Origin of the sequence: Rhizobium sp. NZLR10, from assembly GCF_019685125.1 — a bacterium.
Taxonomy (GTDB): Bacteria; Pseudomonadota; Alphaproteobacteria; order Rhizobiales; family Rhizobiaceae; genus Rhizobium.
Window position 1 is genome coordinate 167,176 of the sequence record NZ_JABDWE010000009.1, and the last position, 12,825, is coordinate 180,000.

The following is a 12,825-nucleotide window of genomic DNA, read 5'->3' on the forward strand; positions in this document are numbered from 1 at the left end:
GGGAGAGGGTTACTCGGCCGCAATTCCGTAAGCGGTATCGGGATCCTCAGTGCTGGTGTCAGCGTCGGCTTCATCCAGTTCTTCGAGCCCGGTGTCGGCTGCGTTGCCGCCGTCCTCGATGCTGCCCATCGGCCCGTCGGCGGGTGCATCGTCGTCCTCGCCCCCTTGCTCCATGTTCTTGGCCAGCCACTCGCCCAGCTTCACGTCATCGGGTGCGAAGAGGCCGGACGGATGCACGAAACGCTCTTCCTTGAAGTGCTCGACAAGGGCAGCCCGGGTGTCCCTGACGCGCGGGCGGGGAGCGACACTCCTACCGCCGCAGGACGCGTCCAGTGCCGGACGCGATAGGCACGCGAGGAATTGCTCCGTGCCCATGTTCGGAAGATAGGTGTCGGCGCCGATGGCATCCCCGGCGATCCGGGCGACAATACCACTGTCCGTGCGGTTGGTCCGCGCCGACAGTGCGTCGATCAGGGTCAACCTCGCCACGACACGAAGCGTGTCCGTGGCGAACTCCAGTTTGCCGCTTTCACCGATCAGCCGGACAGCGTGCCGGGCGAAACGCCTGGAGCCGTAGAGATGGCTGGAGGTTTCGGAGCCGGAGTCGACCGAGACGTTCTGCCCGGCGAATGCGAGGACGAGCAGCGCCATGAGGATATCGTCCTCGATCGGCGCTCGTGCCAATGCCTCGTGCAGAGCGTCTGTGCGGAAATCGCCGATCATGTCGAGGCCGTTTCGGGTCACGTCGGGACGGGTCTTGGCTGCAACATCGATGGCCTCGTTTCCGTCCTCACCGCCGGGCGCGGTCGGATCGGCCTTGCCGTTCGCCTTCTTCGCCTCCGGCATCCGGAAGTGGGCGGACTGCACCTTGCCCTCTCGATCGAGATACATGGCGGTGCAATCGCCCTTGCCGGGCTTGCCGTAGACACGCTCCGCCTTCGGCGGCAACTGCGGCTGGCCCCAATTGTTGAGCTCGACGATGGAACCCTTCTTCGGGAGATTGCTGCTCATCCATTCCTGCTGCGCACCGAGGAACGCTTCGACGTTCGTCGTGAAGCGATTGTCCTCGTCAGCCGGTCCGAACAGGTCTTCCGCCCATTCGATGCCATAGGCCTGGCGAAGATCGTCGCCAAAGCTCGCATCGCGCGCGAACATGCGGGTCTTGGTGAGGCCGGTGGCGATCGCCCACCAGTATGCCGTGTCACCCTTCTTCGGCTTGTGGGCCTTCCAGACTTCCTTCTGCTCGTCGAGCGACGCCGCGGAAATCGTGCGAAGCTGCTGCTCGTTTGGCATGTCGCCCCTGGCCATGTGATCGAGCATCGCCGGCAGCACATTGGCGAGCAGTCGAAGCTTCCGGATCTTTCTGACCGGCAACGCCAGCGCAATCGCGATCGCTTCCTCGGTCCAGCCGAGAGCAACGAGGCGCTCGATGCCGCGCCATTGGTCGACCGGATTGAGCGGTTCGCGCGCGATGTTTTCGATCATCGAACGCATCGCGCCATTGTCGTTGGCCGCCTCGACGACGATAACATCGATTTCCTCCATGCCGGCGGCGATCGCCATGCGGGTGCGCCGGTGACCGGCTTCGATGACATAGCCGTTGCCGCCGGCTTCGGCGAAAATGACGGGTGGCTGGATGATGCCGACGGCCTTGATGGTCGCAAGCAGCAGCGCGTCGGCCTGGGGCGTCGATTTCGACTGGCGGGTATTGTCGGGATTGTCCTTCAGCGCACGCGGATCGACCTTCATGAGTTGCATGGGAGTGTTCCTTTCCGGGGGATGCGGACCTGGCCCTCTGCCGGTCCTTCCAGTCTTCATTTTTTCCTGAAGACATCTTCCGGACCGCAAAGCGGCCCGACCGGCGCAACAGCGGTCGAGCAGCCCTGCCGCGAAGGACAAGCGGGGCTAACAGCCCTGCGAAGGACGAGTGGCCGGGATGCGGAGGCGGCGGTTGAGCGACAGCGGCGGCGGGAGGACCGATCTGCGACCGGTTCTCCTTCCCTTTCCCCTTCTCCCTTTCCCAACTTCTTCTGATAAGCGCTCTGCTACAGAGCTCGCAATCTGGTTGCAAGGGAACAAAAAAATGGGCCGTCGGAAAACCGAGGCCCACGAAGTGTGAAGGTCAAAAACCTCCAGAGGGGAACAGCTGTTGCGGCGGCACTGGGAGGAGACCGCCATGTGCACCAGCTGTGTGCACTATGATCATTTTTTGATCAGATGGAAAACATTTATTGTGCAATGCACCTATGCGCATGCGGCACTGCTTCCAAGATCAGGCTGATTGCCTGGCAGAGGTACCTGCCTCGCGCGCCTCGGCTGCGAGTTCCGCCTCAACGTCCCGGAGCTGGCGACGCTTTTCGCCCAGTTCCCCGGCAAACGCGAATTCGCCACCGTCACGGGTTTGGTATGACGCAAGACGTCTGCGCGCCTCCTCCAGCCGCTGGCGATAGCGTTCCCGCTCCCCGTCGAAGTCGTCGAGCGCGTGCTCAAGGCGGGAGACCGCGCCGAGCGGCGTCACCGTGACAGCGAGATCGATCTCGTAATCCGCGCCCGTGCGCTGAAGCAGGGTCGTGTAGCGATAGCCGTCAGACCTGCCGAACCGCTCGCCATCATAGACGAGATCGAAGCCACCAATGGAGGCGATGACGATCTCACCCTCCTGTTGAAGCTGGACGAGGGTAAGGATTTCCTTCATCAGCGCGCGGCCGGCTTCCTTTCGCTCATCGTATGAAACGCCCGTGACGGTCATCGTGAAGGCATCTCCCGCAGTCGGAACCAGCCGTCGGATATCCCTGCCGATCTCGTCGATACGCCGGGTCGATACCTCGATGTCGCGTTCGGCGTCCCGGACTTGCCGACGCACCGCGAACAGATCATCATCATGGGCGGCGCGTAACCGCTCGAGACGAGCGATATCGGCTTCGAGACCAGCCTTCTGCATCAGGCGCTCGTCGCCCGAGGCAATCGCCTTTGCCATGGCGAACTGGTTGGCCTGGCCTTCGCCGAGATCGTCCAGCCTGCGGATCGATGTATCGCCCGAAAGAGCGGCAGCGATGAAGCGGGCCTTGCGCTCGTTGTTCTGCCACATCGCAGCATCGAGTGACCCTTGCGTAGCATAGGCGAAGATATCGACGACATCGTGCTGATTGCCTTGGCGGACGATTCGACCCTCGCGCTGCTCGATCTGTGACGGCAGCCACGGCACATCGAGGTGATGCAGCGCCTTCAATCTGAGCTGGGCGTTAACGCCGGTGCCCATCATTTCCGAGGAGCCGATCAGGAAGCGAACCTTGCCCGATCGGACGTCACCGAACAGTCGCTGCTTTGCCTCGGTCTTCTTGAAGTCTTGAATACAGGCGATTTCCGATGGCGGGACACCGAGACGGACCAGTTCGTCGCGAATCCAGCGATAGGCGCTGAAGCCGCGCGTCTTCTCGACATTGATGGTGCCGAGATCGGAGAAGATCATCTGCGCGGCGCCCGGCAGTTCATAGGGCTTGCCGTCCGGGCGATGATAGGTGTTTTCGCCCGTTTCCTTCCAGATGTGAAAAGCGTTCTCGATGAGCAGATTGAGCTTGTTGTCCGGCTCGTCGTCGTTTGCCGGAATGACCAGCCGCAGGTCGATCGCCGCGTGGCGGCCGTCGGTGATGACGGATAACAGTATGTCGTCGCCGGGCTGGGCCGGGCCCTCGCGCATCTCGATCGCCTTGATGCGGCTGTCGAGGATCTGCTGATAAAGTTTGAAGGCCGGCGTCGGCCTGGCCGTGAGAATCTGCCGCCGGCCGGTCGAGAGTGCGGGGACCTTCACATATTGTTTCAGGTCCTCCGGCATCACCACGTCGGCGAAGGAGCGGAACATGGCGATCAGCTCGGGCACGTTGACGAAGCTCGCAAACCGGCTGACCGGCTTGTATTTACCGGACGGCTGGATTTCGAGTTCGGTCGTCGTGTCGCCGAAGGTCGAGGCCCAGGCGTCGAATTCGTGAAGCCCGCGTTCGCGGAGCGCCTCGTGGCCGAGCAGGCGCTGGATCGAGAACATCTCACCGAGCGTGTTGGTGATTGGCGTGCCGGAGGCCAGCACGAGCGCGCGGCCGGGATTTTTGGTCTCGATATAGCGGGATTTGACATAGAGGTCCCAGGCCCGCTGCGATCCGTTCGGGTCGATGCCTTTCAGCGTCGACATATTGGTCGCAAAAGAGAGTTTGCGGAATTCCTGCGCCTCGTCAACGATGATCTGATCAACGCCGATTTCCGAGATCGTGAGAAGGTCGTCCTTGCGCGTTGAGAGCGCTTCCAACCGCTCTTGCAAACCTTCCTTCAGGCGCTCGAGCCGCTTTCGCGACACCCGATTCTCGCTGTCCACCTTCGTGAGCAGATCCTCGTAGAGCTCGAGCTCGTCCTGGATCATCTGGCTCTCGAAAGCCGACGGCACGGCGATGAACCTGAAGGCAGAATGGGTAATGATGATTGCATCCCAGGCTGCCGTGGCGGCGCGCGACAGGAAACGTGCTCGTTTGTCCTTGGTGAAGTTTGTCTCGTCGGCGACGAGGATGCGGGCATTCGGATAGAGGGCGAGGAACTCGCGCGCTGCCTGTGCCAGGCAATGGCCAGGCACGACCAGCATCGCCTTGGCGATCAGGCCGAGACGGCGCTGCTCCATGATTGCGGCGGCCATCGTCATCGTCTTGCCGGCGCCGACGGCGTGAGCGAGGTAGGTCGAGCCGGAGGAGATTATCCTCCAGATACCACGCTTCTGGTGCCCATACAGAACAAAGGCGCCGGAGGCGCCGGGCAGTTTCAGATGCGAGCCGTCGAACTTCCGCGGCGCGATATCGTTGAACCGGTCATTGTAGGCTCGCGCCACCCGGTCGGTGCGGTCGGGGTCAGTCCAGACCCAGTTCTGAAAAGCTTCCTTGATCTTTTGTAGCTTGTCGCGGGCTGCTTCGGTATCGACGACGTTCAGAACGCGGCGTTCACCCCCAACATCCCTATACACGTCGAAGATCTGTGGAACCCGGCTGTTCAGCGCATCGGCCAGCAGTTCGCCGGCGTGACGGCGCGCCGTGCCCCATTCGGAGGTTCCCACGGCACTATATCCAAGCTGCCGTGCCTCGACGGTCCATGACCCGAGCTCCGGCATATGGTGGATCCTGATGTCCACATCCATCGTTTCCTTGACGAAGGCGACGACATCGGCAGCCGGAATCCAAGGTGCGCCGAGACGTGCGGTGATATCCGACGGCCGGAGGTCGGCAGGCTGGACGTCCTGCAGCGCTCGGACATTGCGCTCGTATATTGGATCGAGTGCAGCCGCCGCTTCGGCGACGGTGAGCTTCGTGCGGACCGGGCCTGAGAGATAGGCGTCAGAGGTCTGCCAGGAGCCATCGGCGGGATCGCGGAAGATGGCGTCACCGAGTTCGTCGATGACAGCGTTGGGGTCGCGATGCAGCAACTCGGCAATATGCTCGGGATCAACGCGGCCGCGTTCGTTGAGGACGACAGCCAGCGCATCGGCCGCACTGGTGATGACGGGTGGTGCCGGAGGCGAAATGACCCGCTCGGAGAAGATCGGACCGGGCTTTGCCGTGTCTGTTTCGAGGTCGTAGTCCTCGATCGAGGCCACCAGCCAGCAATCCGGGTCGTCCAGGAACGGCTGGAGATTGGACCGGCGATGGGTTTCACGGACTTCACCGCTTTCCTCATCCTCCGAGATCGAGACCGTTGTGTGGTTGATTGGCCCGAAGTCGCGCACGAAACTCGACCAGGCAATACGCAGCCGAACCTGCAGATCTCGCCACGGCTGGTCGCGTTCCTGCGCTTTGAGAACCTCGCGCACTGCGTCGCGGATCGGAATCAGCTTCTTGATGATCCGGACATGCTTTCCAGAAACGCCGTCGCCGGTGCGGCCCTTCCGAACCTGGATCGAGACGGGAGCGCCGTCGATCATTTGCATCAGGCCGTGGCGGTTATCGATGAAGAAGCTGCCCTCGCGGACCTTGTCGTTGCCGGAGCGGAGATCGACGATCTCGCCCAGCTCTTCTTCCAGATCGATGTCGATCTGCGACGGCTCGCCGTCATACCGATTCTCAGGCAGAAGAGCGATCACGGCCTTCAGTGCCGTTTCCAGGTCTTCACCGGCGCGTGGCCGGCACGTATAGGTCTCGCCGAACGGGCCAGACGTTAGGGCGTGCTCGCCGAGCACGAGATCCGGGTGCTCTGCGAACCAGCGGTTCACGCAGATTGCACCGTCGTCGGATGTGGCCGGGCGCACCTCCTCCAGATCGAGCCACGACAGATCGCCCTCCGGCTCGGCGATCCGGCGCTTGCGGAAGAACAGGATGTCCACCACTACGTCCGTGCCGGCATCTGCCTGGAAGCTGCCCTCGGGCAGGCGGACAGCGGCGATCAGATCGGCGGATCTGACGATATGCTCGCGGGCCGTCGCGTCCGCCTTGTCCATCGTGCCGGCGCTGGTCACGAACGCCGCGAGTGCACCAGGCTTCAAGAGATCGATCGACCGGGCGATGAAGTAGTCGTGCAGTTGGAGACCGAGCGGACGGTACTGCCGATCCGAGCGAACCGTTCGATCGGAGAAGGGCGGGTTGCCGATGGCGAGATCATAGATCGCATTGAGATCGGTGCGCGCAAAGTCGGCGTTGATGACGCGCGCCTTCGGCTGAAGCAGCCGGGCGATCCGTGCCGTGACCGGATCGAGTTCGATTCCGGTGACTCGAGCGTTATCCCTGAACGCGGTTGGCATCAGCGCCGGAAACAGGCCCGTGCCGATCCCCGGCTCCAGCACCCGGCCTCCACGCCAGCCGAGACGCTGAAGTCCCGCCCAGATCGCGCGGACGATGTATTCCGGCGTGAAGTGTGCATACTGAGTGCAGCGGGCGAGCGAGGCGTAGTCGGTCTCGGTGACGGCACTTTCGAGCGAACCGCCGAGATCGTCCCAGCCCTTGCGGAATGCAGTTTCGCCGGGCCGGCGAAAAATCCCATTCGCAAGATCCGAGGCGCCAAAACCGGTGAAGCGGATCAGCTTCGCCTGTTCGTCACGGGTGGCGGGTCGATCCTGTTTTTCGATTTCGGTGGCAGTCAGGATGGCCGCAAGATTTGCCTTCGCCCGCTCCTTCCAGGTCGCGGCCAAGCCGCGGTCGTCGCCGTCGTTGAGATAGAAGTTGGTTCGCTCGCCGTGTCTCCGCGTCGCCGGCCGCTTCGTAGCTGGCAGAGGCAATGCCGGCGTGGGGGAGGGCGGCGGTGGATCGGGATCGTCGTCATTGGCGGCGAAACCGCCAAACGCGGTGACACCCAGGCCGAAGCCGGACGACAATGCGCTGCTGCCTGATATATCGAGGGTGAAGGGATCGTGGGACATGAAAGCTCCTTTTCGAGGATGTGCGCCATCGCCCACGGGACAGGTCCCGTGGCTGCGAAGGCGGATGAAAATGAGTTGTGGGAATTGGACCTGGTTCGTCCGGCGGCAGCGATCGCGAGCTACGAGCGCGTGATTACGGAGAGCTGCGTTGTTTCCGTCGCAAACTCCGCCCGCAGATACGTGGCTTCCGGGTTTGTGGAAAGCATGGCTTCCAGGCTCTCAGCGTCGATGAAGACGATGCCGTCGTCTCCCCCGAAATACCGGCGCTTGTAGTGCCAATGGTCCGGATTGGTCTTCGGATCGCACTCGTCGGCATAGACCGCGAGTGCCCTTTGACCCTCTGCCAATTTTCCGTTGGAAAGCACATAGACGCCTTCATCGCCGACGATCCACAGGCCGTGCCGTTCGTCGTTGTCCGGGAGAAGTCCATAGTGAGGATTGCGGAAACCGCCATTGGCTGCCGCGTCGGTGCGTCCGCGCGCGATCACCGCACGGACATCGACCGCGCTAAAAGTGAACATGGCGTCCTCCTCACGCGGCGATCGGGGAGGGAAGGTGGCGAAGATGCACCGGCAGCTTCACAGCGATCTCCCCGTCGGTGAGTTCCTCGAGTAGCTTCAGGAAAGTGCCCTCGTTGCCGCCATAGAGCACGACGGTGCGCTTGCCGCGAGCGGACTGCGGCCACTTGTCTCCGGCATAGCCGCGGTAATCGTCGGCAGTCGTGCTCCAGATATGCTCGAGCCGCTCTTGCCGCGTCATGGCCCGGACCGGACGGCTTTCGCGCTCGATGATGGCGACGCGCATCGTTTCGACGGATGCCTTGTCGGAAAGATCGCAATAGCCATGGAAATACCGGATCGCCTCGTCGATCCTGAGCGCGAAGAACACTGATGTCACCGAGCCTGTCATGTATTCGCGCATCGCAAACATGGACCCTCGGATCCACAATGGCGGTAGGATCTCGAACATGTAATCATGCTCGGTCTCGCCGATCTCGAACCATTCGTCTGCGTAGAATGGCGCGGCATCACCATCCCAACGGTTTGGGCGCTGCGCGTGGCGATCGAACATGCGGAACATCTGCTGGCGGCTTGCGACGCCCTGAAAAACCTTGGCGATTGCGGGAGAGGGGATCATCTGCGGCTCCTTGCGCGTTTTCGGACCGAAGTGCGGCGCCGTCCTCTCGACCTCGCCATCCTCTTCAATCCTTCATGACCCCTTCCGAGCTGCCGGCATCGCGACCGGCCGGGTCAAGGGCCGGCTCCGCCGGGCGAAGCCTCCCTTGATGCGGGCGGTGCGAATGCGGCACGCCTCTTTCCTTTTCCCGTTTTTCCTTTTTCCCAATCTTCAGGGTCTCGTTCCAGTCCTCCTCGGGCGGGCGCAGCCGCGTCCAGTCGCACCCGGTATCCTCGGCGAGCGCCCGTAATCGCTCGGCAAACAGATCGCCTTGTGCATTGGCGTCCGTTGCGGCGACGAGTTGGGCGCCGGGCCGGAAGGTCAGTTCCCACAGCGCGGCTTGCGTGGCCGGCGACCATCCGCCGCCGGTGCTCAGATAGAGCGTGCCGTCGCGCAAACCCTCGATCGCCGCGAGACTCATGGCGTCAATCGCAGCTTCGGTGACGGCCAGGCGCCACGCAGTAGGCGGCCCGAGACGGAAAAGAACCTTGTTCCCTCCAGAGGCGAACCCTCGGTATTGCGGACCTCGCGCCTCCCAGCCAGTCACAACGCCGACACCGTCCGTATGAGCTGCCCACATGCTCCCGTATGGCCCTTCCCGCAGAAGGTCGCCTTTGATCGCCACGCGGAGCAACGGCACCGGCAGGCAACGATCGCCATGGAGATAATGCCATGTCGGTGATCCGTGCCATGGGCGCCGGCGCGCCTGCCAGCGCTCGGGAAGAGAGAGGTTGTATCCTCCTTCACGCCTCGCGGGCTGCCACTCCGGATCTGTGATCCTGACACCGACGAGATCCGCGACCCTTTCGGCGCCTTCGAGAAAACCGACATGGTCGAGATGCTCGACAAGCCCGAATACGTCGCCTTTCGCATCGCTGAGCGGATCGAACCATCCGCGCCCCTCATGCGTGACGATGATGATTTCACCGTCACGGCGAAACTTGATCGCCCGCCGGGTGCTTTCCTTGATGTCGATGGCGAAGCTCGCCCTTTCGAGAACGGCCGCGCAACTGACCCGTTCGCGCAGCGCTTCTATGTCTCTTCTCTTCATTTTATTTCCGATCGCCCGGCGATCGGCCCTCGTTGCCTTCTTTGCCCGTCGTTTCGCGGGCACCCTTCGGCCAGCCGCGAAGAGCAAAGGCGGCAAGGGCGCGGCTGACAAGTGTCGGATCATGCTATGCTCGACCGCGGCGAAGCCTCCCTTGCGGCTTGCAGTTCGCAAGCGGCACGCCAGAGGCAGGGGCAGGTTCAATGAGCCGGCCAGGGAAAGAATTCGTGAACGATCGCAAGATCGTTGTCGGGGTCGATTCCGTCAGAGGGTAGAACGCCGTACTCGCCATCGGCTTCGACGCGGGAGAGCTGGAAGGCGTTGGACCGTGCGAAGGAAAGATCGCGCGACTTTAAGGAGGTTCAATGGGAGCTGGCCAATTCCCGCTCAATGGCTCCTCAAAGGCAGGGGACGGACGCGATCAGCCCGACGCGGAGCGGCAGCGGCCACAACTTCCTAGCGGACCTTCAGCGGGTTGACGGTAGAATCCGGAGCTCGGCCAGGATCTATCACAAACACGCGGATCGGCCTGCTTTCGTGCCACCTCTCAGCGGCGTGCCGCACCGACCTCAGGAGCCAGTGTCTCCGTACTTTCAAAACCGATGGCGCGATCTTGCTGCGGGCTGACGTTGCCAAGACGACGCATTTAAAAGCAGCATGCAAAGCAAGGTGAAAGCGTCCGGCGCCAGCGACCGTGGCGATCAATCTGACCGCGTGATCTTCATTTTCTCGAGCGCCTGTTCCACTGAGTCGGCGTTGAGTGAAATAACCGCACGCTCCACGCACGCCTCAATTTCAGCGGTATCCTTTCCCTCGATCAACGCGATATCAGTCACCGCCCAGCCTCTAGATATCCAATGGAGGCAGGTTCGTTCAAGCGGCGAGAGTATCGCAATCTTCATGGCGTGCTGGTTCCACTCAGCCAAAGCCAGCAGGTTTCCGAGCGGAAAGCATCGACCATGAGATTGGAGAACCTGTGCAAATTTGATCCAAGATCACCATGATCGCTTGTCTCGAAACCCTTTGGCCTACCTGTCCAGCTCGACTTCAACTCAAACTTAGGGTCAACACCAAGAGATCTGCGTCGTCTTCAGGCACAAGCCGACCTTTGTGCTCAGCATGCTCATGGCGTTGGTGGGTCCCGCAAGCGGGAAGCGTATTTGTCAGAGCAAATCCAAGCGGCGACGGCGCGCGTGGCTGCCTTGGGAAGGCGGCCCGCGACCAAGTTGGGCTCGAGACCGTAGTTTGATGCGAGTGACAGCCGAATCGAAGCGACTGCAATTTCGCGCTTAGCTCGATTGAATATTTCAGGGATATGGCGGCGTGGTCGGACAAGCCTCGAGCGACTGTGACGACGAATTCGGAGTCCAGGGCGCGCAAACCGCATCGAAGGCAGCCAAGTCATTCGCTAAGCGACCGAGCAATCTGGCCGCAGCTTCTGAACTTCGTCGATCTCTCGGCGCATGTTCGTTTGCATGGTGGCGTGCATGATAGAATCCTGTCTTGTAAGAAGAGGGGTCAGTTTTCGAGAAAGGTGAGCTCGCTGACGAAACCTTCGGCATTGCCTCGGAAAAGAGAGCGGGTGAATAAGATCGCGCGGCCCGAAGCAAGATAGGCAACGCGTTTTGTCAAAAGCCCAGCCGTTCCGACCGCGACGCCAAGCGTTGTGGCGTCCGGATCTTCGATGTTAAGTGCGAAAGTGCGTTGGATCGCACGAACGGGTCTAAAGTTTGCGTCCGCGAGTGTGTTGCAGATGGAACAGGTAACGGTACGAGCGTCGGGCAGGAACTCGGAGGAAATGCATATGCGTTCAATCGCAATCGGCTGGCCCGCCGAGCTCCGCAAATGGGTGATGCGCACGACGCGACTGTCGCTTGACAGGCCGAGTGTCATCATCTCCTCTGGTGCGGGATGGGACGTGCTGCGCTCGATGCACTCGACTTTCTTGCCCGATCCAAGCCAGGAAATGCCACCTGTCAAAAGATACGCGCGTGACGGAGGCTGATCTGCGCGGACCACCGATCCGGCTACGAAGGTTCCTGAGCCGCGCCGGCGAACCAGAAATCCGTCTTGCACGAGATGGTCGATTGCTTTGCGGACCGTTACACGGCTAACGCGGACATGTTCAGCGAGGTCTCGTTCGGGATAAAGAACGTCGCCCACTTTGAGTTTACCCGACAGGATCGCCTTTTCAAGCGCCAGGCGAAGCCTTTGATAGAGCGGACCGGCGCCGTTGATGTCTGTGCCCCATCCTGGAAGCATAGCCGCAAGCGTGTCGCTCATTCGATCGCTTTCAGATGCCCGAAGCGCGACACAGCCAGGGCCACGGCCCCGCTCAGTGCATCGCCTTCGGGCGTTACCAGTAGACTTTGATGCCGTGCAGCGATCCAGGACGAATACAGCGGCCCCAATCCCCCGAGCAGGCAAATCTTCTGCGTTCCTCGAGCGACTAGACGATCAAGTGCTTCGTCAACTGAAACAGCGGCTTCTTGCAACAGGCGCGCGGCGACAGCATCGCCCTGTTTCATGTGCTCGAATACGCGCGGCGCATAGCGGCCGAAGGCGCCGGGCTTTGCATGCCGCGCAAACTCGACGATATTGCGCGGGTCATTTTTGAATTCCGCAAGGACGGAGGCGGTCATCGCGGACATGTCGTGGATGCCGTCATATGCGAGCAGCGTTTCTTGCAAAAGCGCATGTCCAATACGAGCACCGCTGCCGAGGTCGCCCACAGTAAAGCCCCATCCGCCGACGTAGGTCACCGTTTCGCAGTGGCGGGAAATGTAGATCGTGCCTGTTCCTAAAATGGCGACGGCTCCGTCTTTATCACCAAGCGCGCCTTGTAGCGCGATCAGCCCGTCTGACTCGATGTCCGCCTGGGCGAAGGGTAGCCTGTTTTTCACGTAGTGAACGGCGTCGCCGACATTATTGCCTGCGACCCCAAGTACTGCACGCGCCAAGGCGATGCTACGCGCATTGATGCCAGCTGCGTAGAAAGCCGCGCGGGTCGCACTGGCAATGTTGTCGACGGCCGTATCCGGATCGGAGAGAATGTTAGCTGGCCCGGCTTGAGCCCGCGCAAGGATACTCCCGTTCGCACCGGCGACTGCAGCTCGGCAGCTGGTGCCACCGCCGTCGATTCCGATTAGGTAGACAGTCATCCGCCCATTCCTTCAGGATGTCATCTGACACAACGTCGATCGCGTTCAGGCCGCACCAGCCGCGC

The 12,825-nt window shown here is 61.6% G+C and carries 8 protein-coding genes; all 8 read right to left on the minus strand.

From position 1 onward, the window contains the following. Nucleotides 1–9: 9 nt before the first annotated feature. The 8 genes from HJB82_RS15715 to HJB82_RS15750 all read right to left on the minus strand — a co-directional run bounded on the left by HJB82_RS15715 (nucleotide 10) and on the right by HJB82_RS15750 (nucleotide 12,760). A complete protein-coding gene (locus HJB82_RS15715) occupies nucleotides 10–1,758 on the minus strand; it encodes a ParB N-terminal domain-containing protein (RefSeq protein WP_221140576.1) in 1,749 nt (582 codons plus the stop codon). Between the two features lie 514 nt (nucleotides 1,759–2,272). Further along, nucleotides 2,273–7,375, minus strand: coding sequence for a DEAD/DEAH box helicase family protein (locus tag HJB82_RS15720; protein ID WP_221140578.1), 5,103 nt, complete (start codon nucleotides 7,373–7,375; stop codon nucleotides 2,273–2,275). Nucleotides 7,376–7,494: 119 nt separating this feature from the next. Further along, the gene (locus HJB82_RS15725) at nucleotides 7,495–7,896 is read right to left on the minus strand and encodes a DUF3085 domain-containing protein (protein WP_127431455.1); all 402 of its coding nucleotides are present in this window, start codon (nucleotides 7,894–7,896) and stop codon (nucleotides 7,495–7,497) included. Nucleotides 7,897–7,906: 10 nt separating this feature from the next. Then, the gene (locus HJB82_RS15730; RefSeq protein ID WP_127431454.1) at nucleotides 7,907–8,512 is read right to left on the minus strand and encodes a DUF1419 domain-containing protein; all 606 of its coding nucleotides are present in this window, start codon (nucleotides 8,510–8,512) and stop codon (nucleotides 7,907–7,909) included. 64 nt (nucleotides 8,513–8,576) lie between these two features. After that, the gene (locus HJB82_RS15735; RefSeq protein ID WP_127431453.1) at nucleotides 8,577–9,602 is read right to left on the minus strand and encodes a DUF3991 and toprim domain-containing protein; all 1,026 of its coding nucleotides are present in this window, start codon (nucleotides 9,600–9,602) and stop codon (nucleotides 8,577–8,579) included. A 698-nt stretch (nucleotides 9,603–10,300) separates the two neighbouring features. Beyond that, nucleotides 10,301–10,501, minus strand: a complete 201-nt coding sequence (locus HJB82_RS15740; RefSeq protein WP_168259706.1) for a hypothetical protein — start codon at nucleotides 10,499–10,501, stop codon at nucleotides 10,301–10,303. 616 nt (nucleotides 10,502–11,117) lie between these two features. Then, nucleotides 11,118–11,882: a GntR family transcriptional regulator gene (locus HJB82_RS15745; RefSeq protein ID WP_221140580.1), complete on the minus strand. Its 765-nt coding sequence runs from the start codon at nucleotides 11,880–11,882 to the stop codon at nucleotides 11,118–11,120. Further along, complete coding sequence (locus HJB82_RS15750) at nucleotides 11,879–12,760, minus strand: N-acetylglucosamine kinase (protein ID WP_221140582.1); 882 nt, start codon at nucleotides 12,758–12,760, stop codon at nucleotides 11,879–11,881. Before HJB82_RS15750 ends, HJB82_RS15745 begins: the two co-directional genes overlap by 4 nt. Nucleotides 12,761–12,825: the final 65 nt, after the last annotated feature.

Bases quoted from the DNA above. Each gene is read 5' to 3' on its own strand.
- HJB82_RS15715 (WP_221140576.1), bottom strand. From the start codon at position 1,758: ATGCAACTCATGAAGGTCGATCCGCGTGCGCTGAAGGACAATCCCGAC.
- HJB82_RS15720 (WP_221140578.1), bottom strand. From the start codon at position 7,375: ATGTCCCACGATCCCTTCACCCTCGATATATCAGGCAGCAGCGCATTG.
- HJB82_RS15725 (WP_127431455.1), bottom strand. From the start codon at position 7,896: ATGTTCACTTTTAGCGCGGTCGATGTCCGTGCGGTGATCGCGCGCGGA.
- HJB82_RS15730 (WP_127431454.1), bottom strand. From the start codon at position 8,512: ATGATCCCCTCTCCCGCAATCGCCAAGGTTTTTCAGGGCGTCGCAAGC.
- HJB82_RS15735 (WP_127431453.1), bottom strand. From the start codon at position 9,602: ATGAAGAGAAGAGACATAGAAGCGCTGCGCGAACGGGTCAGTTGCGCG.
- HJB82_RS15740 (WP_168259706.1), bottom strand. From the start codon at position 10,501: ATGAAGATTGCGATACTCTCGCCGCTTGAACGAACCTGCCTCCATTGG.
- HJB82_RS15745 (WP_221140580.1), bottom strand. From the start codon at position 11,882: ATGAGCGACACGCTTGCGGCTATGCTTCCAGGATGGGGCACAGACATC.
- HJB82_RS15750 (WP_221140582.1), bottom strand. From the start codon at position 12,760: ATGACTGTCTACCTAATCGGAATCGACGGCGGTGGCACCAGCTGCCGA.